General features: G+C 62.5%; 18 protein-coding genes. 11 read left to right on the top strand and 7 right to left on the bottom strand.

Translation table 11 applies throughout. The features are described 5' to 3' along the window. Positions 1-53: 53 nt before the first annotated feature. From RHM60_RS03180 to RHM60_RS03160, 5 genes are all read left to right on the top strand, one after another. Positions 54-3,548 carry a response regulator gene (locus RHM60_RS03180; RefSeq protein ID WP_322213582.1) on the top strand — a complete coding sequence of 1,165 codons (3,495 nt, stop codon included), beginning with the start codon at positions 54-56 and terminating at the stop codon, positions 3,546-3,548. Then, positions 3,549-4,379 (top strand): CheR family methyltransferase, encoded by an 831-nt coding sequence (locus tag RHM60_RS03175; RefSeq protein WP_015372059.1) that lies wholly within the window; start codon positions 3,549-3,551, stop codon positions 4,377-4,379. Continuing rightward, entirely contained in the window at positions 4,376-4,975 is a 600-nt protein-coding gene (locus tag RHM60_RS03170; RefSeq protein WP_209982011.1) for a chemotaxis protein CheB, read from the top strand. The genes RHM60_RS03175 and RHM60_RS03170 overlap by 4 nt, the downstream gene beginning before the upstream one ends. After that, positions 4,969-6,162 (top strand): hybrid sensor histidine kinase/response regulator, encoded by a 1,194-nt coding sequence (locus RHM60_RS03165; RefSeq protein ID WP_209982009.1) that lies wholly within the window; start codon positions 4,969-4,971, stop codon positions 6,160-6,162. Before RHM60_RS03170 ends, RHM60_RS03165 begins: the two co-directional genes overlap by 7 nt. Positions 6,163-6,240: 78 nt before the next feature. Beyond that, complete coding sequence (locus tag RHM60_RS03160) at positions 6,241-6,618, top strand: response regulator (protein ID WP_322213579.1); 378 nt, start codon at positions 6,241-6,243, stop codon at positions 6,616-6,618. A gap of 26 nt (positions 6,619-6,644) precedes the next feature. On the opposite strand, the gene RHM60_RS03155 is transcribed toward RHM60_RS03160, so the two are convergent. From RHM60_RS03155 to RHM60_RS03145, 3 genes are all read right to left on the bottom strand, one after another. After that, on the bottom strand, positions 6,645-8,315 hold the full coding sequence (locus tag RHM60_RS03155; protein ID WP_322213578.1) for an ATP-binding protein: 1,671 nt from the start codon (positions 8,313-8,315) through the stop codon (positions 6,645-6,647). Continuing rightward, positions 8,312-9,814, bottom strand: coding sequence for an ATPase domain-containing protein (locus tag RHM60_RS03150; protein ID WP_322213577.1), 1,503 nt, complete (start codon positions 9,812-9,814; stop codon positions 8,312-8,314). Before RHM60_RS03150 ends, RHM60_RS03155 begins: the two co-directional genes overlap by 4 nt. A gap of 434 nt (positions 9,815-10,248) precedes the next feature. Next, positions 10,249-11,307 carry a tetratricopeptide repeat protein gene (locus RHM60_RS03145; RefSeq protein WP_322213576.1) on the bottom strand — a complete coding sequence of 353 codons (1,059 nt, stop codon included), beginning with the start codon at positions 11,305-11,307 and terminating at the stop codon, positions 10,249-10,251. 208 nt (positions 11,308-11,515) lie between these two features. Between RHM60_RS03145 and RHM60_RS03140 the strand changes: the two genes are divergently transcribed. The 6 genes from RHM60_RS03140 to RHM60_RS03115 are packed head-to-tail and all read left to right on the top strand — an operon-like array spanning position 11,516 to position 17,389. Further along, entirely contained in the window at positions 11,516-13,165 is a 1,650-nt protein-coding gene (locus RHM60_RS03140; RefSeq protein WP_322213575.1) for an AMP-binding protein, read from the top strand. A gap of 22 nt (positions 13,166-13,187) precedes the next feature. Then, positions 13,188-13,955 carry an SDR family NAD(P)-dependent oxidoreductase gene (locus RHM60_RS03135; protein ID WP_322214570.1) on the top strand — a complete coding sequence of 256 codons (768 nt, stop codon included), beginning with the start codon at positions 13,188-13,190 and terminating at the stop codon, positions 13,953-13,955. A 9-nt stretch (positions 13,956-13,964) separates the two neighbouring features. Beyond that, entirely contained in the window at positions 13,965-15,149 is a 1,185-nt protein-coding gene (locus RHM60_RS03130) for an acetyl-CoA C-acyltransferase (protein ID WP_322213574.1), read from the top strand. 12 nt (positions 15,150-15,161) lie between these two features. Then, positions 15,162-15,464, top strand: a complete 303-nt coding sequence (locus tag RHM60_RS03125) for an acyl-CoA dehydrogenase family protein (protein ID WP_416195159.1) — start codon at positions 15,162-15,164, stop codon at positions 15,462-15,464. Positions 15,465-15,476: 12 nt separating this feature from the next. Continuing rightward, positions 15,477-16,604: an acyl-CoA dehydrogenase gene (locus tag RHM60_RS03120; RefSeq protein ID WP_322213573.1), complete on the top strand. Its 1,128-nt coding sequence runs from the start codon at positions 15,477-15,479 to the stop codon at positions 16,602-16,604. Between the two features lie 11 nt (positions 16,605-16,615). After that, complete coding sequence (locus tag RHM60_RS03115; protein ID WP_231421288.1) at positions 16,616-17,389, top strand: enoyl-CoA hydratase; 774 nt, start codon at positions 16,616-16,618, stop codon at positions 17,387-17,389. Positions 17,390-17,829: 440 nt separating this feature from the next. Here RHM60_RS03115 and RHM60_RS03110 read toward each other — a convergent pair whose 3' ends face one another. From RHM60_RS03110 to RHM60_RS03095, 4 genes are all read right to left on the bottom strand, one after another. Next, positions 17,830-18,981 carry an acyl-CoA dehydrogenase family protein gene (locus tag RHM60_RS03110; protein ID WP_322213571.1) on the bottom strand — a complete coding sequence of 384 codons (1,152 nt, stop codon included), beginning with the start codon at positions 18,979-18,981 and terminating at the stop codon, positions 17,830-17,832. 3 nt (positions 18,982-18,984) lie between these two features. Next, the gene (locus RHM60_RS03105; protein ID WP_322213570.1) at positions 18,985-20,088 is read right to left on the bottom strand and encodes an enoyl-CoA hydratase/isomerase family protein; all 1,104 of its coding nucleotides are present in this window, start codon (positions 20,086-20,088) and stop codon (positions 18,985-18,987) included. A gap of 131 nt (positions 20,089-20,219) precedes the next feature. Then, on the bottom strand, positions 20,220-20,930 hold the full coding sequence (locus RHM60_RS03100; protein ID WP_322213569.1) for an HPP family protein: 711 nt from the start codon (positions 20,928-20,930) through the stop codon (positions 20,220-20,222). Between the two features lie 172 nt (positions 20,931-21,102). Continuing rightward, entirely contained in the window at positions 21,103-21,270 is a 168-nt protein-coding gene (locus RHM60_RS03095; protein WP_209981982.1) for a hypothetical protein, read from the bottom strand. Between the last annotated feature and the right edge of the window lie 117 nt (positions 21,271-21,387).

Genomic DNA, 21,387 nt, shown 5'->3' with positions numbered 1-21,387 from the left:
CACCCGATATTCGGGCAAACTCCCGGTTTTTCCGTATTGGCCAAGGCATGCCCATGACTCCTGCGTCATCCGTCGATGAAAAGAGCTTCCGTACCCTGCTGGGCCGAAACGTCGTGTTACCCTTAAGCGTCGGCGTACTCAGCGCGGTGTTTTTCGTCTGCCTGATCACCTATCTGCTGTCGGTGATCCAGTGGGTGGAGCACACCGACCGGGTCATCAACAACCTCAATGAGTCGTCGAAACTGACAGTCGATCTGGAAACCGGCCTGCGTGGCTTTCTGATCACCGGCGACGAGCATTTTCTCGACCCCTACGAAGTGGCCAAGCCGCGCATCATTGGCGACCTGCGTAACTTGCAGGAGCTGGTGGCGGATAACCCGCAGCAGGTGGACCGCCTCAAACGCCTAGAAGCGATGCAGGGCGAGTGGAACAAGTACGCCCAGTCGATGATCGACCTGCAGCGCAACAGCGGTGACTACCGCTCGGCGGTCAAGGCCGGTCGGGGCAAGGGGCTCACCGATGCGATCCGCCAGGAATACGCGGATGCGGTGGCGATGGAGCAGCAGTTCCGAATCGCGCGCAACAAGGACGTCACCCGTACCACCATTGTCAGCGTTGCGCTGTACCTGACATTCGTATTGGGGCTGAGCGGTTTTCTTGCCTATATCGGCCGCAGGAATTTGGTAGCGTTATCAGATAGCTACAGCTCAAACCTCGCGTCGCAACAGAAGATTGCGCGGCGTCTTGAGCAACAGGCCTGGCTGCGCAACGGCCAGACCGAACTGGCCGAGCAGGTCCTCGGCCAACTGACCCTGAACATGCTCGGCCGCAATATCCTGCAGTTCTTCGCTCAATACATGGGCTCTGCCGTGGCCGCGTTGTACGTGCGTCAGGAGCACGGCGGTCTCAAGCGTGTGGCCACTTATGGTTTCTCACGCGAGCAGGAACAGCACGAACAGTCGATCTACAGCGACGAAGGCATCGTTGGGCAGGCCGCCCAGCTTGATCGCCTGATTCGCCTGGACGATGTGCCGGTGGATTACTTCAAGGTCAGCTCCGGGCTGGGCGAGGGCTCGACGCGCAGCGTACTGGTGGTGCCGACCAGCGACGAGGACCGTGTCAACGGTGTGATCGAACTGGGTTTCCTGCGCCCCCTGGATGAACGCGACGTCGAGCTGCTGGAACTGATCGCCGGCAATATCGGCACCTCCATCGAAGCTGCGCGCTACCGTCAGCGCCTGCAGGAAGTGCTCGCCGAGACCCAGCAGCTCAACGAAGAGCTGCAAGTGCAGCAGGAAGAACTCAAGACCGCCAACGAAGAGCTCGAAGAACAGTCACGCATCCTCAAGGAGTCCCAGGCCCATCTGGAAACCCAGCAGGCGGAGCTGGAGCAGACCAACGAGCAGTTGGCCGAGCAGACCCAGACCCTGTCCGAGCAGCGTGACGCCATGGACCGCAAGAACATTGAACTCAACCAGGCCCAGCTTGAACTCGAAGACCGCGCCGACGAGTTGCAGCGTTCGAGCAAATACAAGTCCGAATTCCTCGCCAACATGTCCCACGAACTGCGTACGCCGCTCAACAGCTCGCTGATCCTGGCCAAGTTGCTGGCCGAGAACCCTCAGGAAAACCTCAGTGCCGAACAGGTCAAGTTCGCTGAGTCGATCTATTCGGCGGGCAACGACCTGCTGAACCTGATCAACGACATCCTCGACATCTCCAAGGTCGAAGCCGGCAAGCTGGAAGTGCGTCCGGAAACGTCCAGCGTGGCGCGTCTGGTCGAGGGTTTGCGCGGGATGTTCGAGCCGCTGGCCGCCGACCGCAAGCTGGGTTTTCAGGTGGATGTACAGCCCGGTGCGCCGGCCATGCTGTTTACCGACCGCCAGCGCCTGGAGCAGATCCTCAAGAACCTGCTGTCCAACGCGGTCAAGTTTACCGAGCAGGGTGAGGTCAGCCTGTCGGTGTCCCGTGCGCAGGATGCGGGCATTGCCTTTACCGTGCGCGATTCGGGCATCGGCATTGCGCCGGACCAGCAGGAAAGCATCTTCGAAGCCTTCCGCCAGGCCGACGGCACCACCAACCGCCGTTACGGCGGCACCGGCCTGGGCCTGTCGATTTCCCGCGACCTGGCCGCGTTGCTCGGCGGTTATATCAGCGTGACCAGCGAGCCGGGCAAGGGCAGCGTGTTCACCCTGGTCTTGCCTGAGCACTACGTGGAGCGCGAAGCCGATGCGCCGCTGGCAGAGCAGGCGCGCCAGCCGCTGGCCGCCGCGCCTGCGCCGGTCAAGGTCTCGCCGCTGCCGGTGGCCGATACCAGCCAGATCCCGCGCTTTGCCGACGACCGCGACAAGGCGCCGTTCACCACCCGCTGCATCCTCGTAGTGGAAGACGAGCCCAATTTTGCGCGGATCCTCTTCGATCTGGCGCATGAACTGGGCTACCACTGCCTGGTGGCCCATGGCGCGGACGAAGGCTACAGTCTGGCGGCAGAACTCATTCCCGACGCGATCCTGCTCGACATGCGTCTGCCGGACCATTCCGGTCTCACCGTGCTGCAGCGCCTCAAGCAGAACGCCGGCACCCGCCACATCCCGGTGCACGTGATTTCCGTGGAAGACCGCGTCGAAGCGGCGATGCACATGGGCGCCATCGGCTATGCGGTCAAACCCACCACCCGTGAAGAGCTCAAGGATGTGTTCGCGCGTCTGGAGGCCAAGCTGACGCAGAAGGTCAAGCGTGTGCTGCTGGTGGAAGACGATGACCTGCAACGCGACAGCATTGCCCGCCTGATCGGCGACGATGACATCGAGATCACTGCCGTGGGCTTTGCCCAGCAAGCCCTGGACCTGCTGCGCGATCATATCTATGACTGCATGATCATCGACCTCAAGCTGCCGGACATGCTCGGCAACGAGCTGCTCAAGCGCATGGCCACCGAAGATATCTGTTCATTCCCGCCGGTGATCGTCTACACCGGGCGCAACCTGACCCGCGATGAAGAAGCCGAACTGCGCAAGTATTCGCGCTCGATCATCATCAAGGGCGCGCGTTCGCCGGAGCGTCTGCTGGACGAGGTCACACTCTTTCTGCACAAAGTCGAATCCCAGCTGTCCCATGAGCGCCAGACGATGCTCAAGACCGCGCGCAGCCGCGACAAGGTGTTCGAAGGCCGCAAGATCCTGCTGGTGGACGATGATGTACGCAATATCTTTGCCCTCACCAGTGCGCTGGAACACAAGGGCGCTGTGGTGGTGATCGGCCGAAACGGCCGCGAAGCCATCGAACGGCTCGATGAAGTCGAGGACATCGACCTGGTGCTGATGGACGTGATGATGCCGGAGATGGACGGTTACGAGGCCACTGCGTTGATCCGCCAGGACCCGCGCTGGAAGAAGTTGCCGATCATTGCGGTCACCGCCAAGGCCATGAAAGACGATCAGGAGCGCTGCCTCGCCGCAGGCTCCAATGACTACCTGGCCAAACCGATTGACCTGGACCGGCTGTTCTCGTTGATTCGCGTGTGGCTGCCGAAGATGGAACGCATTTAAGTGGAGCGCAGTTTCTTGGACAAAAGCAGCGACATTGAGCTGCGCCTGTTGATTGAGGCGATTTACCTCAAGTACAGCTACGACTTTCGCGATTACTCGGGCGCGTCGGTCAAGCGCCGTGTGGCCCATGCGTTGCGTCAGTTCGACTGTGCGACCATCTCGGCGCTGCAGGAGCGGGTGCTGCACGATCCGTCGGCTTTCATGCAACTGCTGCAATTTCTGACGATCCCGGTGAGCGAGATGTTTCGCGACCCTTCGCACTTTCTCGCGATCCGCCAGGAAGTGGTGCCGCTGCTCAAGACCTACCCGTCGATCAAGATCTGGATTGCCGGCTGCAGCACGGGGGAGGAGGTGTACTCGATGGCGATCCTGCTGCGTGAGGAAGGCTTGCTCGAGCGCACGATCATCTACGCCACCGATATCAACCCGGCGTCGCTGGACAAGGCCAAGCAGGGCATCTTCTCCCTGGAGAACGTGCGCGCCTACACCGCCAACTATCAGCAGGCCGGCGGCCAGCGCTCATTTGCCGACTACTACACGGCAGCCTACGATTACGCGATCTTCGACAAGACACTGCGTGAGAATGTGACTTTTGCCGATCACAGTTTGGCGACCGATAGTGTATTCTCCGAAACTCAATTAATTTCGTGCCGTAACGTGCTGATTTACTTCAATAAAAAATTGCAGGATCGCGCGTTTGGGCTGTTCCATGAATCGCTGTGTCATCGCGGCTTCCTGGTGCTGGGCAGCAAGGAAACCCTGGATTTTTCCGCCTACAGCAAGCAGTTCGAGCCTTTGGTCAAACAGGAACGGATCTACCGCAAATCATGAACGACGCCGCAGCCAACCCGATTCGCGGGATTGAAGCCATCGTCGTCGGCGCGTCCGCTGGCGGTGTCGAGGCGTTGCTGAGCATATTTGGCGAGCTGCCCACGGGCTTCGGCCTGCCGATCATTGCCGTGCTGCACCTGCCGGACGAGCGTCGCAGCCAGTTGGCCGAAGTGTTCGCGCGGCGCCTGCGCATCCCGGTAAAAGAAGCGCGGGACAAAGAGCTGATCGAGGCCGGCACCCTGTATTTTGCCGGGCCCGGCTATCACCTCTCGGTGGAGCAGGATCGCAGCCTGTCCCTGAGCCAGGAGGACCGCGTGCACCATTCCCGGCCAGCCATCGATTACCTGTTTGCCTCGGCTGCCGACGTGTACGGCGCCGGCCTGCTGGCGATCCTGCTCACCGGCGCCAACCAGGACGGCGCGCGCGGGCTGGCCCATGTCAAGCAATCGGGCGGCACCACGGTGGTCCAGGACCCCACGGAAGCACGCATCGCCGTGATGCCGCTGGCGGCCCTGGCCCTGCACACACCTGATCATATTCTGACTATGGGCCGAATCGGCTCATTGCTGGCTTCCCTGGAATCTTCCCCATGTTAAGTACCGTCCAGGCCAAACTGCTGATCGTCGACGATCTGCCGGAAAACCTGCTGGCCCTCGAAGCGCTGATCAAGCGTGAGGATCGTCACGTCTACAAGGCGTTGAGCGCCGATGAGGCCTTGTCACTGTTGCTCGAACACGAGTTCGCCATGGCGATTCTCGATGTCCAGATGCCCGGCATGAACGGCTTCGAGCTGGCCGAGTTGATGCGCGGCACCGAAAAGACCAAGAACATCCCGATTGTGTTCGTCAGTGCCGCCGGTCGCGAGCTGAACTACGCGTTCAAGGGCTACGAAAGCGGCGCCGTGGACTTCCTGCACAAACCGCTGGATATCCATGCGGTGAAGAGCAAGGTCAACGTGTTCGTTGACCTGTATCGCCAAAGCAAGGCCATGAAGCTGCAGGTCGAAGCCCTGGAGCGCAGCCGCCGCGAGCAGGAACTGCTGCTGACGCGCCTGCAGGCCACCCAGGCAGAGCTGGAGCAGGCGGTGCGTATGCGCGATGACTTCATGTCGATCGTCGCCCACGAAGTGCGGACGCCCCTCAACGGCCTGATCCTGGAAACCCAACTGCGCAAGATGCACCTGGCCCGGGACAACGCTGCGGCGTTTACCCTGGACAAGATGCACGCGATGGTCGATCGCGACGAGCGGCAGATCCGCAGCCTTATCCGGTTGATCGAAGACATGCTCGATGTGTCGCGTATTCGCACCGGCAAATTGTCGATTCGCCCGGCGCCTTTTGATCTGGCGCAGTTGGTGAGCAGCCTGGTGAACAATTTTGCGCCGCAGGTAACTGCCGCCGAGTCGTCCATGCAACTGGTGGTCGACGGGCCGGTGGAGGGGCATTGGGACGAATTTCGCATTGAACAGGTGATCAACAATCTGCTGACCAACGCGTTGCGCTACGGCGCCAAGAGCCCGGTGCACGTGCGGGTGTATGCCGAGCATGGCGAGGCACGCGTGGAAGTGCGCGACCACGGCATTGGTATCAGCGAAGAGAACCAGAAGCGCATCTTCCAGCAGTTCGAGCGCGTTTCGGCCAGTCATGCAGCGGCCGGACTGGGCCTTGGGTTATTCATTTCCGAGCAGATCGTGGCAGCCCATGGCGGCACCATAGAGGTGGAGAGCCAGATAGGCGAGGGCGCCTTGTTTCGCGTGTGTCTGCCTCTGCAGGCGGCGCCCTGAAATCAATCGTCAGCTCAACGCAACCTCTGCTTGACCCCATGGTCGTAATTGCAGCAATTGACCGGACATAGGCTTCCCATGAGTGAAGATGCACAAGACGTCGTACTGATCGTCGAGGACGACGAATCCATTATGTTTGTGCTGGGTGAATACCTGGCAGGCCTGGGTTATCGGGTATTGAAGGCGGTCAACGGAAAAGAGGCGTTTGAAATTCTCGCGACCAAGCCGCACCTGGACCTGATGGTCACCGACTACCGTCTGCCCGGTGGCATCTCCGGGGTGCAGATCGCCGAGCCAGCTCTGAGGGTACGGCCGGAATTGAAGGTTATCTTTATCAGCGGCTACCCGCAGGAAATCCTCGACTGTGACAGCCCGATCACACGCAATGCGCCGATCCTGGCCAAGCCATTTGATCTGGATACGCTGCAGGGGCATATCCAGCGGCTGCTGGCCTGACAGCCTAGGGCTGCTTTCATGCAGCCCTAGGCCTGGATCATTTCCCGAACCTTGGCGGTCAACAGGTCAAAGGTGAATGGCTTGGTGATCAGTTGCATCCCAGGGTCGAGAAACCCGCCACGCACCGCCGCATGCTCGGCATACCCGGTGATGAACAGCACCTTCAACCCGGGTCGGATCTGCCGGCCAATCTCAGCCAACTGGCGTCCATTCATGCCCGGCAGACCGACGTCGCTGATCATCAGGTCAATGCGTTGCTCGGACTCGATGATCGGCACCGCCGTGACAGCGTCCACCGCCTCGACGAATCCATAGCCCAACTCTTTGAGCACCGCGCTGACCAACACGCGTACGGCGGGGTCGTCCTCGACAATCAGCACCGTTTCGCCGGCATTGGCGTACGGCAGCAGCGTCGGATTGGTGGCCTCCTGCGCGGCGATCTCACCGGCAAAGCGCGGCAGGAACAGGCTGACGGTGGTGCCTTTGCCCACTTCACTGTGGATGGTCACATGCCCGCGAGACTGGCGGGCAAAGCCGTAGATCATCGACAAGCCAAGGCCTGTGCCCTGGCCGATCGGCTTGGTCGTGAAGAAAGGATCAAACACTCGGCCTATCACGCTGTCGGGGATGCCACAGCCGGTATCGCTGACGCTTAATTCAACGTAATCGCCGGGCTGCAGGGTGCCGTAGGCGGCGGTAAACACGCTGTCCAGATGGCGGTTGGCGGTTTCGACCGTCAGGCGGCCGCCGCCCGGCATCGCATCGCGCGCGTTGAGCACCAGGTTGAGCAGCGCGCTTTCCAGTTGATTGGGGTCGGCTTCGGCGGTCCAGAGCGGGCCGCTGAGGCGCATGTCAAGCGCGATGCTTTCATTGATGCTGCGTTGCAGCAGCTCGCCCATCGAGTTCACCAGTTGGTTGATCTCCACAGGCTTGGGATCCAGCGATTGGCGACGGGAGAAGGCGAGCAAACGGTGGGTCAAGCCGGCGGCGCGGTTGGCCGAGGTGACGCCCAGGTCGATCAGGCTATCGAGGTCGTCGAGCTTGCCCCGTGCAATGCGCCTTCGCAGTAATTCCAGGCTGCCGATGATGCCCGTGAGCATGTTGTTGAAGTCGTGGGCAATGCCGCCGGTCAACTGGCCGACCGCTTCCATTTTCTGCGACTGGCGCAGCGCGTCTTCGTTGCTGCGCAGTTGTGCAGTACGCTCCTCGACTTGCTGTTCGAGGGTTTCGAGGGTGCTTTGCAGGCGCTGCTCGCTTTCGCTCAAGTCAATCAGGCGGTCACGGGCTTCGTATTGGCGGCGGCGGCCGCGCAGTGCGGCGCTCACCAGGCTGATCAGCGTGACCGGATGAAACGGCCGTTCCAGAAAGGTCACGTTACCCAACAGGCCGCTCAGGTGCGATGAGCCGTTTTGTTCGGTGCCGCCGTGGTGGGTCATCAATACGATCGGCAGGTCCGACCAGGCGGGTTGTTGATGCAGGTATTCAAGCAACGGTTCGAGGTCGACGCCGCGCAGGGCTTCCGCCGCAATCACCAGCAAGCCGGCGCCTTGTTCAAGTGCCTCGCACAAGGCGCCCAGGTTGGCGGCGACGATGCCACTGTAACCGGCTTCGTTGAGCATCATCAGCGCCAGTGAGCTGTCACGGCCGACGGGGGCCAGGATGATTGCCCGCTCGGAGACAGGGGAAAGACTGGTCACTGGCCCTCTTCCTTGAGCAGGGGAGAGCCCGCGCCCATGTAGGTAGGGATACCGCGCAATACGCCCTGGAAGTTGTCGAGGGGCTCACCCACGGTCAGCCCGCGCCCGCTGATGCGGTACTCACGAATCGACGATTCATGGGCGCCGGTGCGTTTCTTGATGATCGAAATCGCGCGGCGGACCTTGCCCAGTGCCTCGAAGTAGCGCAGCAAAATTACGGTGTCGGCCAAATAGGTGATGTCCACGGGTGTCTGCATATCGCCGACCAGCCCGTGCTGGGCAACCGTCATGAAGGTCGCCGCGCCTCGGCGGTTGAGGTACAGCAGCAATTCATGCATGTGCAGGATCAGCGCGTTCTCTTCCGGCATCGCGGCCTGATAGCCGTTGATGCTGTCGATGACCACGGTCTTGATGCCGCGCTCGTCGACGCAACGGCGCACCCGGTGCGAAAACTCGCCAGGCGACAGTTCGGCGGCATCTACCTGTTCGATCAACAGGTTGCCGGTCGCTTGCAAGGCGGCCAGGTCAATGCCCATGTTTTTCATGCGTTCAAACAGCAGGCCCAGCTCTTCATCGAAGATGAACAGCGCGGCTTTTTCGCCACGCGCCACTGCGGCGGCGGCGAAGACCATCGAAATCAGCGATTTGCCGGTACCGGCCGGGCCAAGGATCAGGCTGCTGGAACCGGTCTCGACACCGCCGCCCATCAGCGCATCCAGTTCAGGAATGCCGCTGCTCAGCGTCTCTCGTACGTAACCGCCACGGTGCTCGGCGGCCACCAGACGCGGGAACACGTGGATGCCGTCCTGCATGATGGTGAAATCGTGAAAACCGCCACGGTATTTCTGACCCCGGTACTTCACCACGCGCACGCGGCGGCGCTCGGCGCCGTAGCTGGGCGTCAGCTCCTCCAGGCGAATCACGCCGTGGGCCACGCTGTGCACGGTCTTGTCCAGGGATTCGGTGGTGAGGTCGTCCAGTAGCAGCACGGTGGCGTCGTAGCGCACGAAGTAGTGCTTGATCGCCAGAATCTGCCGGCGATAGCGCAACGAGCTTTGGGCCAGCAGGCGAATTTCCGACAGCGAGTCGATCACCACGCGGCTCGGCTTGACCCGCTCGACGACCTCAAAGATCTGCCGGGTGGCTTCACCCAGTTCCAGGTCGGAGGAGTACAGCAGGCTCTGCTGATGGTTGGCGTTGAGCAGGCTTTCGGGCGGGGTGAGCTCGAAGATATGAATATTGTCATCCAGGTCCCAGCCGTGGGACTTGGCACCCTGGCGCAATTCACGCTCGGTTTCCGACAGCGTGATGTACAGCGATCGCTCGCCGTTTTTGGCGCCCGCCTGCAAAAAGTGCAGGGCTACGGTGGTCTTGCCGGTGCCAGGTTCGCCTTCCAGCAGGAACAGGTGGCTGCGCGATAGCCCGCCGCAAAGAATGTCATCAAGACCTTCAATGCCGATGGCCGCCTTTTCACTGAACAGCTCGTTGGATGTAGACAAGAAGTGCCCTCAGGTCACGTACAGATAGAGGGCGTGCCCGCTTGGCACGCCATAATCTCTTGACCGTAGCGGCCTGTAGCCGTTCCGCGAACTTGCGATTATGTGCTGTGGGCGACTCTCGGTTGCTGTGTGAAGCAGGTCTAACGGTGCAAAGCAGGTCCTTAATGTGGCGAGCGGGCTTGTTGTGTTGTGGCAAACGGGACCTGTTGTGGCGATCGGGCTTGTCGTGGCGAGCGGGCTTGCCCCGCGTTGGGGTGCGAAGCGCCCCCAATCGAGCAAAACGCGGTGTACCTGATACGGCTCAGCGCCTGTCTTTGGGGCTGCTGCGCAGCCCAACGCAGGACAAGCCTGCTCGCCACAGGGAATCTGCGCTTAACTGATTGGCATTAGGGCAAGCCCGCTCGACACAGCAGGTCCGTTTGCTGCGAGGTTTTTTACAGGCCTTGCTGCAACGCGGGGTCGTCGGGGTTCTGTTGCTCAAGCTGCGCGAGCAATATCTGCACGTTCTGCAACTGCCCGCTCTCTTTCCAGTAGTTGACCAGCAGCACCCGCGCCTTGCGGTTGGCCGGGTGGCGCTGGATGATTTCTTCCAGCTGGCGCTGGGCCGCTTCCAGTTCGTCCTGGGCGTGCAGGGTGGTGGCGAGGTCGTAGCGGTAATCCTGATTGTCCGGCTCCAGTTCGATCGCTCTGGACAGGCCGAGCAGTGCATAAGGCCGCTCGCCGTGGTGCAGCAACCACATGCCGAGCGCATGCTGCAAATAGGCCGATTCCGGGTGCGCCGCCAGTTGGCGCCCGAGCAATTGGCGGGACTCGTCGGTCTTGCCCTGTTTGTCCAGCAGTTCAATCTGCGCAACCACGGCTTGCAGGTTGTCCGGCTGCAGACGTATTGCCTGCTCCAGCGCATTTTGCGCATCCGGCAGCAGGGCACTGTGAATGTACAGGCGCGCCAGTTGAATCCAGCCCTCGGCGGTTTCGGGCTCGGCCTTGAGCTTTTTCACGAACTCATCGAGCACTTGCTGCAACGGGCCGAAGTACAGGCCCAACGTGTCCGGCGAGAGGCCGAGCAAGGCATTGGCGGCGGCAAAACGAACCTCCTGCTCCGGGTCGTCCAGCGCCGGCCCGAGCAGCAGGGTGCGCTGGCCGGTGGGCACCAGGCCGACAATGCTGTGAATGGCCGCTTCGCGTACCACGGGCGAGTCGTCAAGCAGGTCTTTATCGGCCAGTTTCAATGCCTGGGGGCTGGGGTAGTTGGGCAGTTCGGCATGCAGGGCGGCGCGGCGTTCCGGCGACAGGTCCGGGCGGCCCAATTGCTGGTACAGCACCCGCGCCGCGCCCGGTTCGCCGTTGTGTGCCTGCCGCAGCGCCTTGGCATATCCATGGGCAATCGCAGGCGGCACCGCCGTCGGGGTGGATCGGGAGAAATACCAGGTGATCACTACAATAAACAGCAGGGCGCACAGGCCGACAATGGAGTAACGGCGTGACTTTGACATGCGGGCGTCCAGAAAACGTGAGCGACTGTTACAAGGCCGTCAGCTTCGACCAGACCACGGCAGGTGTCAAACCTGTGTCCGCTCCCGCGCGCAATGGCCAAACCAGTCAACTATCTTGAAGGCTTTGACCATTGCCGCTGCAACACTCTGACGCCACTATTTCTGCTGTTGACGCCCTGAAAATAAAAACACAGAGGGATTTGAAGCGATGCGTGACTACCTGTCTGCGATCACCGAGTTCGATTACCCGCGTACCGTTGACGCGGCGCTGGCCGGCAACCTGCAGGCCCTCAACGCCTGCGTGGAATGCTGTGACCGCCACGTGCTGCCGGGGCGCATCGCGCTGTTCTGGGAGGGCCGGGACGGGCGCAGCGCCACGGTGACTTTCAGCGACCTGCAGGATCAGGCGGCCCGCTTCGCCAATTTCCTCCTGGCTCAGGGCGTACGGCGCGGCGACAAAGTCGCGGGCCTGCTGCCACGCACCGCCGAACTGCTGGTGGTGGTGCTTGCCACCTGGCGCATCGGCGCGGTCTACCAACCGTTATTTACCGCCTTTGGCCCCAAGGCCATCGAGCATCGCTTGAACAGTTCCGGCGCGGCGCTGGTGGTCACCGACGCGGTCAACCGACCCAAACTCGCTGACGTCGACGCTTGCCCGACCATCGTCACGGTCACCGGCCCCAAAGGCGAAGGCCTGGTGCGGGGCGACTTCAGTTTCTGGGCCGAGCTGCCCAATCACGCCAATCATTGCGAGCCGGTGATGCTGGGCGCGGACGAGCCGTTCCTGCTGATGTTTACCTCGGGCACCACCGGCCCCTCCAAGGCACTGTCGGTGCCGCTCAAGGCCATCGTCGCGTTCCAGAGCTACACCCGTGACGCCGTGGACTTGCGGCCCGAAGACGCCTTCTGGAATGTCGCCGACCCGGGCTGGGCCTACGGCATCTATTTCGGCGTGACCGGGCCGCTGTCCATGGGCCACCCAATCACCTTCTACGATGGACCGTTCACCCTCGAAAGCACCTGCCGGGTGATCAACAAGTACGGCATCACCAACCTCACCGGCTCGCCCACGGCCTACCGTTTGCTGATTGCCGGCGGCAAGCAGTTCGCCGAATCGATCAAGGGCCGGCTGCGCATCGTCAGCAGCGCCGGCGAGCCGCTGAACCCGGAAGTGATCCGCTGGTTCGCCGACAACCTGGGCGTGACCATCCACGACCATTACGGCCAGACCGAACTGGGCATGGTGCTGTGCAACCATCACGGGCTGACGCATCCGGTGCACGTGGGCTCGGCCGGCTTCGCTTCGCCGGGCCACCGTATCGTGGTGCTGGACGATGACTGCCGGGAGTTGCCGGCCGGCCAGCCGGGCATCCTGGCCATCGACCGCGAACAATCGCCGATGTGCTGGTTTGCCGGTTACGACGGCGTAAACACCAAAGCGTCCGTCGGCAAGTACTACCTGAGCGGCGACACCGTAGAGCTGAACCCGGACGGCAGCATCAGTTTTGTCGGGCGCAGTGACGATGTGATCACCACGTCCGGCTACCGCGTCGGCCCGTTCGACGTGGAAAGCGCCCTGGTGGAGCACCCGGCAGTGGTCGAAGCGGCCGTGGTCGGCAAGCCGTGCCCGGAGCGCACCGAGTTGGTGAAGGCGTTTGTGGTGCTCAACGAGCAGTACCGCGCCACCCCGGAACTGGCCGAAGAGCTGCGCCTGCATGTGCGCAAGCGCCTGGCGGCCCATGCGTACCCACGGGAAATCGAATTTGTCAGCGACTTGCCCAAGACCCCGAGCGGCAAGCTGCAACGCTTCATCCTGCGTAATCAAGAGATCGCCAAGGCCCAGGCGGCCGTGGCGTGATCCACTTTTCAAGGAAACCATGATGCAGATTGAAAACAAGGTGTTTCTGGTCAGCGGCGGTGCCTCGGGCCTCGGCTCGGCCACGGCCGACATGCTGGTGGCGGCGGGTGCGAAAGTGATGCTGGTGGACATGAACGCCCAAGCCGTCGCCGCCAAGGCCGAACAGCTGGGCGAGCGTGCACGCAGCGCCGTGGCCGATATCAGTCAGGAAGCTGCCGCCCAGGCGGCCGTGCAGGCGGCGGTCGACGCGTTTGGCGGCCTGCATGGGCTGGTCAACTGCGCCGGTGTGGTGCGCGGCGAGAAAATCCTTGGCAAGGACGGTCCTCACGGCCTGGCGAGCTTTGCCCAGGTGGTCAACGTCAACCTGATCGGCAGCTTCAACCTGCTGCGTCTGGCGGCGGCGGCGATGGCCGACAGCGACGCCAATGCCGACGGCGAGCGCGGGGTGATCATCAATACCGCCTCGGTCGCCGCCTTCGACGGGCAGATCGGCCAGGCGGCGTATGCCGCGTCCAAAGGCGCCATCGCCAGCCTCACATTGCCGGCCGCCCGTGAGTTGGCGCGTTTCGGGATCCGCGTGATGACCATCGCCCCCGGCATCTTCGAAACGCCGATGATGGCCGGCATGACCCCCGAGGTGCGTGATGCCCTGGCCGCCGGCGTGCCGTTTCCGCCGCGCCTGGGCAAACCTGCCGAGTACGCTGCGCTGGTGCGGCACATCATTGAAAACAGCATGCTCAACGGCGAGGTGATCCGTCTGGACGGCGCCTTGCGCATGGCAGCCCGCTAAGGAGGTCTCATGAACGATCCGATTGTTATTGTCAGCGCCGCGCGCACGCCCATGGGCGGGTTCCAGGGCGACCTCAAGGGCTTGACCGCGCCGCAACTGGGCGCCGCCGCGATTCGTGGGGCACTCGAACGCGCCGGGATTGCCGCAGACGGCGTCGACGAAGTGCTGTTCGGCTGCGTGCTGCCGGCGGGGCTTGGCCAGGCGCCGGCACGTCAGGCCGCGCTGGGCGCCGGCCTGGACAAGGGCACCCGCTGCACCACCCTGAACAAGATGTGCGGTTCGGGCATGCAGGCAGCGATCCTGGCGCACGATGCCTTGCTCGCCGGCAGCGCCGAGGTGGTGATTGCCGGCGGCATGGAAAGCATGTCCAACGCGCCGTACCTGCTCGACCGCGCCCGCAGCGGCTACCGCATGGGCCACGGCAAGGTGCTTGACCACATGTTCCTCGACGGCCTGGAAGATGCGTACGACAAGGGCCGGCTGATGGGCACATTCGCCGAAGACTGCGCCCTGCATAACGGCTTTACCCGCGAAGCCCAGGACGCCTTTGCCATTGCCTCCCTGACCCGCGCACAGGAAGCGATCAGCCACGGCAGTTTTGCCGCCGAGATCGTCCCGGTGCAGGTCACCGTGGGCAAGGAGCAGCAAACCATCCTGCATGACGAGCAGCCGCCCAAGGCCCGACTGGACAAGATAGCCAGCCTGAAACCGGCGTTCCGCGAAGGCGGCACTGTGACTGCAGCCAACTCCAGCTCGATTTCCGACGGCGCGGCGGCCTTGCTGCTGATGCGCCAATCCGAAGCTGACAAGCGCGGGCTCAAGCCTCTGGCAGTCATCCATGGCCATGCGGCGTTCGCCGATGAACCAGGGCTGTTTCCGGTGGCGCCGGTAGGGGCGATTCGTAAGCTGATGAGCAAGACCGGCTGGAACCTCGACGAAGTCGACCTGTTCGAGATCAACGAAGCGTTTGCCGTGGTCAGTTTGGTCACCATGAGCACGCTGCAGATTCCCCACGGCAAAGTGAATATCCACGGCGGTGCCTGCGCCCTTGGCCACCCGATTGGCGCCTCCGGCGCGCGGATCCTGGTGACGTTGCTTTCGGCGCTGCGCCAGCAAGGCCTCAAGCGCGGTGTGGCCGCCATCTGCATCGGCGGCGGTGAAGCCACGGCCATGGCCGTCGAATGCCTGTATTAAGGAATGAGCACCATGCTGCCCAATGACGAACAGCTGCAAATCAGTGAAGCCGCCCGGCAATTTGCCCAGGAGCGGCTCAAGCCGTTTGCCGCCGAGTGGGACCGCGACCACCGCTTCCCCAAAGAGGCCATCGGCGAAATGGCCGAGCTGGGCTTTTTCGGCATGCTGGTGCCGGAACAGTGGGGCGGCTGCGACACCGGCTATCTCGCTTATGCCATGGCCCTGGAGGAAATCGCCGCCGGCGATGGCGCCTGCTCGACCATCTGCATCGGCGGCGGTGAAGCCACGGCCATGGCCGTCGAATGCCTGTATTAAGGAATGAGCACCATGCTGCCCAATGACGAACAGCTGCAAATCAGTGAAGCCGCCCGGCAATTTGCCCAGGAGCGGCTCAAGCCGTTTGCCGCCGAGTGGGACCGCGACCACCGCTTCCCCAAAGAGGCCATCGGCGAAATGGCCGAGCTGGGCTTTTTCGGCATGCTGGTGCCGGAACAGTGGGGCGGCTGCGACACCGGCTATCTCGCTTATGCCATGGCCCTGGAGGAAATCGCCGCCGGCGATGGCGCCTGCTCGACCATCATGAGCGTGCACAACTCGGTGGGCTGCGTGCCGATCCTCACGTTCGGCAGCGAGCAACAGAAAGCGCAGTTCCTCGCGCCCCTGGCCAGTGGCGCCATGCTCGGCGCCTTCGCCCTCACCGAGCCCCAGGCCGGCTCCGACGCGAGCAGCCTGAAAACCCGCGCGCGCCGCGACGGCGATCACTATGTGCTCAACGGCTGCAAGCAATTCATCACCTCGGGGAAAAACGCCGGGGTGGTGATTGTGTTCGCCGTCACCGACCCGACCGCGGGCAAGCGCGGCATCAGTGCGTTTATCGTGCCGACGGATTCGCCGGGGTACAGCGTGGCGCGGGTCGAGGACAAACTTGGCCAGCATGCTTCCGATACGTGCCAGATCCTGTTTGAAGACCTGAGGGTGCCAGTGGCCAATCGGTTGGGCGAGGAGGGCGAGGGTTACCGGATCGCCCTGGCCAACCTGGAAGGCGGCCGTGTGGGCATTGCGTCGCAAGCGGTGGGCATGGCCCGCGCGGCGTTCGAGGCGGCGCGTGACTATGCGCGTGAGCGCGAGAGCTTCGGCAAGGCGCTGATCGAGCACCAGGCCGTGGCGTTTCGCCTGGCCGACATGGCCACGCAGATAGCGGTGGCGCGGCAGATGGTGCATTACGCGGCTGCGCTGCGCGACAGCGGCAAGCCGGCGTTGGTGGAGGCCTCCATGGCCAAGCTGTTCGCCTCGGAAATGGCCGAGAAAGTCTGCTCGGCCGCCTTGCAAACCCTGGGCGGTTACGGTTACCTGAGCGACTTTCCTCTGGAGCGGATCTACCGCGATGTGCGGGTCTGCCAGATTTACGAAGGCACCAGCGATATTCAACGCATGGTCATCTCACGCAATCTCTAAGGAGCCAATCCATGAGCTACGAAACCATTTTGCTCGACGTGCAGGGCCGTGTCGGGCTGATTACCCTCAATCGCCCGCAGGCGCTGAACGCGCTGAATGCGCAGTTGGTCAGCGAGCTGAACCAGGCGTTGGACGGCCTGGAAGCCAATCCGCAAATCGGTTGCATCGTACTGACCGGTTCGAAAAAAGCCTTCGCCGCCGGCGCCGACATCAAGGAAATGGCCGAGCTGACCTACCCGCAGATCTACCTTGACGATCTGTTCAGTGACAGCGACCGCGTGGCCAATCGCCGCAAGCCGATCATCGCAGCGGTCAACGGCTTCGCCCTGGGTGGCGGCTGTGAACTGGCGCTGATGTGCGACTTTATCCTGGCCGGTGACGGCGCCAAATTCGGTCAGCCGGAAATCAACCTCGGCGTGCTGCCGGGCATGGGCGGCACTCAGCGCCTGACCCGCGCCGTGGGCAAGGCGAAGGCCATGGAGATGTGCCTGACCGGGCGCTTTATCGATGCGGTGGAAGCGGAGCGTTGCGGCATCGTCGCGCGCATCGTGCCGGCCGATGAACTGCTCGACGAAGCGCTTAAAGTCGCGACCCTGATTGCCGGCAAGTCGGTACCGATCAGCATGATGGTCAAGGAGAGCGTGAACCGCGCCTTTGAAGTCAGCCTGTCGGAAGGTGTGCGCTTCGAGCGTCGAGTGTTCCACGCAGCCTTTGCCACCCAGGATCAAAAGGAAGGCATGGCCGCCTTCGTGGCCAAGCGCGCGCCTGAATTCAAGGACAAGTAACCGATCTGCCCGACGCTAAAGATAGCTGCGCCGAATGGAGCTTCTGTGGCGAGCGGGCTTGCCCCGCGTTGGGGTGCGAAGCGCCCCCAATCAAGCAAAACGCGGTGTACCTGATACGGCTCAGCGTCTGGTTTTGGGGCTGCTGCGCAGCCCAACGCAGGACAAGCCTGCTCGCCACAGGGAATCTGCGCTTGTGGGCTTATTGTGGCGAGCGGGCTTGCCCCGCGTTGGGGTGCGAAGCGCCCCCAATCGAGCAAAACGCGGTGTACCTGATACGGCTCAGCGTCTGGTTTTGGGGCTGCTGCGCAGCCCAACGCAGGACAAGCCTGCTCGCCACAGAGGAATGTGGCTGCCTGAGACTTCAGGTTTTAAAGTCAAAAGGTTATTGGGTGTTTGATAAGAGGGAGCAAGCTCCCTCCCGCAGCTTAGTGTTGCATCAGTCAGAGCGGATAGTTTTTCAACTCTCTGGCAATCACCATCCGTTGAATCTCACTGGTGCCCTCGTAAATCTGCGTGATCCGCGCGTCCCGGTAGTAGCGCTCCACCGGGTAGTCCTCCAGGTACCCGTACCCGCCATGAATCTGCAGCGCAGACGAACACACCTTCTCGGCCATTTCCGAGGCAAACAGCTTGGCTTGCGAGGCTTCCGACAGGCACGGTTTGCCGGCACTGCGCAGGCGCGCGGCGTGCAGGATCAGCAATCGGGCCGCATTAAGGCGGGTCTGCATGTCGGCCAGCAGGTTGGCCACGCTCTGGTGCTCGATGATCGGCTTGTCGAACTGCGTGCGGTCACGGGCATACACCAGCGCCGCTTCGAACGCTGCACGGGCAATACCGAGGGCCTGGGCGGCAATGCCGATGCGGCCGCCTTCCAGGTTCGACAGCGCAATCGCGAGACCCTTGCCGCGCTCGCCCAGCAAGTTGGCCTCAGGCACCGTGCAGGCCGTGAAGGTGACGGCGCAGGTGTCGGACGCGCGGATGCCCATTTTGTGTTCGGTACGGTCGACCATGTACCCCGGGGTGTCAGTGGGCACCAGGAACGCCGAGATGCCTTTCTTGCCGAGATCGGGGTCGGTCACCGCAAACACGATCGCCAGCTGCGCGCGCTTGCCGTTACTGACAAATTGCTTGGCGCCGTTGATCACCCACTGACCGTCGCGCAGTTCGGCGCGGGTGCGCAGGTTGTGCGCTTCGGAACCGGCCTGGGGCTCGGTCAGGCAGAAACAGCCAATCGCCTGGCCGCTGGCAAGTTTCGCCAGCCAGGTTTGCTTTTGCTCCAGTGAGCCGTAGTTGAGGATTGGCCCGCAACCTACTGAATTATGGATACTCATCAACGCACCAGTAGCGCCATCCCCGGCGGAAATCTCCTCCACCGCCAAGGCATAAGCCACGTAATCGACATAGGCGCCGCCCCATTCCTCGGGGACCACCATGCCCAGCAGGCCCAGTTCGCCCATCTTCGCGACCAGGGCGTCATCGATCCAGCCGGCTTTTTCCCACGCCTGGGCATGCGGGGCGATCTCATGGCGCGCAAAGTCGCGTGCCATGTCGCGAAACATTACCTGATCTTCCGTGTATTCAATATCTTGCATGACTTATCTCCCAACCTGCTTGAAGTCGCGAAAGAAGCGTTCAACGTGGGCGGCGTGCAGCGCGTGGAGGGACGGCGGGTTCCAGCGAGGCGCCTTGTCCTTGTCGATGATCAACGCGCGCACGCCTTCGATGAGGTCGCCGTGCTCGAACCACTGGCGGTCCAGGTGCAGCTCCAGGGCGAAACATTGCTCCAGCGGCAGGCGGCGGCCGCGACGCAGCATTTCCAGGGTCACCGCCATGGCAAGCGGCGAGCGGGTCTGCATCAGGCTGGCGGTGGTGATCGCCCATTCATGGCTGTCGGCGACCGTGACCTGCTGCAGCTGTTCGACCATGCTCGGCACATCCGGCAAGGCAAAGAAGTGGTCGATAGCCCGGCGCAACCCGGCCAGCGGTGCATCGGGCAGTTGCTGCACGGCCAGTCTGGCCAGCACGCCCTGCAGATCCTTGAGCGGGGCGCCGTGCCAGCGCAGGTCGTCCAGCTTCTGATCCAGGTCGGTCAGCCGCTCGCTCTCCAGGTACCAGTCGGCCAGGCCGCAATAGAGTGCATCGGCCGCACGAATCTGCACGCCGGTAACGCCCAGGTAAATCCCCAACTCACCGGGAATGCGCGGCAGGAAGTAACTGCCGCCCACGTCGGGGAAGTAACCGATGGCCACCTCCGGCATGGCCAGTCGGCTGCGCTCGGTGACCACCCGCAGGTCAGCGCCTTGCACCAGCCCCATGCCGCCGCCCAGCACGAAGCCATCCATCAGGGCCAGTACGGGTTTGCGGTAATGGTGGATCGCCAGGTCCAGCGCGTACTCTTCGACGAAAAAGTCCTCGTGCAGGGTATCGCCGGCCTTGAAGCTGTCGTACAGGGAGCGGATATCGCCGCCGGCGCAGAAGGCTTTTTCGCCGGCGCCGCGCAGCACCACCGCATACACCTGCGGGTCATCGGCCCAGGCCTGCAAGTGGCGGTTGAGGCTGCGCACCATGTCCAGCGTGAGAGCGTTCAAGCCGGCCGGGCGGTTGAGGGTAAGGTGGCCGATATGGTTGCGGACTTCGGCCAGAACATCCGTGGTGTGCGTGTCGACGTGGCTTGCCTCGGCGGAAACCTGAGCAGTCATCTCTAACTCCCTGCTTTTTATTGTCTTTATCAAGATGTTCGCGAACGAACCTGCTCACGATCCTACCAGTGCAAATTTGCGCAGTACAACCTTCAAACATGCAGGTGCTTCCTGCATTTATGCAGCCATGCTCATGCCACGCGACGGGCCAGGACTTCGCCGATGCTGCGGCGGCGCGCATGGCCCTCGGCCGCATGAACCAGTTGCTCCAACTCGCTCGGTTCAATGTCGTAGAACTGTTCCATTTCAGCCAGGGCCCGCTTCAGGTCGGCGGCGGTGATCGCCGGGTCAGTCATCGGCGGTTGGCTGCCCATGACGGCCTCGGGTGACCTATCGGCTGCCTTTGGATAGCGGAGGCGGGTGGCATTGTTGTAGGCCAGTGCACAGGTCAGCAATGCGCCGGCGCCGAGCATCACGGCGAACAGTTCGTGCCAGCCAAGGGTGGCGGACGCAGGATCGGCCAGCACCAGGGTCATCGCCAGCCCCCCGGCCGGTGGGTGCAGGCAGCGCAGCCAGCACATCAGGATTACCGTCATGCCTGCCGCCAGACACACGCTGCCCAGGGTGCGCCCCAGGACCCGGGCCACCAGCAGCGCAACGACCGTCGCACACAGGTAACCCCCGATGATTGACCACGGCTGCGCCAGTGCGCCGGATGACACCGCGAACAGCAACACTGCCGACGCACCCAGCGGCCCCAGCAGGTGCAGCGCTACGTCCATGCCAAATACCTGAGCGCACAGCCACACGCTGAACAGGGTGCCCAGGGCCATGCCGATGGCGGCACGGCTCCATTCGGCGGGTCGGGTATTGATGGCTGCGGGTAACCAGCGAGCGAACATTGTACGAATCCATGAACAGCGGGCAAAAAAAAGGGCTTGCCTGGTTTCCCGGAAAAGCCCTCGCAAGTTCCAACAATTGGGGGAAGGAACCTGCGCAGTGTGCCGCCGTTGAATGGGCGGGTCCAATGCATATTAATGCAGGTTGAATGCAATAAAACTGGAGTCAAGGCCATCAGCCAAAGGGAATTTGCCGGGTGTCTTGTGCTGACACCGCACTGATGCGCCCCAGCACGCGGGTCCTGCGTTCCTCGTTGAACAGCTGACGGTGCAGGTTTTCCTGCACCGCCGGGTCCTCCGCCAGCGGCCCGTTCAGCGCCACCACGGCATCGCGAAGTTCCATCAATCCATCCAGCCTCGGCACGGCAACAAGCAAAAAATCATCCGACACGGCATTGCCCTCTTTTATGCAGTAGGCGGCCGTGATGAGGCTGGCCGACAGCGTCCTTGTTGTTATGCA

The sequence above is a fragment of the Pseudomonas sp. MH9.3 genome, assembly GCF_034354675.1.
In the GTDB taxonomy this organism is placed as follows: domain Bacteria; phylum Pseudomonadota; class Gammaproteobacteria; order Pseudomonadales; family Pseudomonadaceae; genus Aquipseudomonas.
This window is presented reverse-complemented; position numbering and strand designations above follow the sequence as displayed.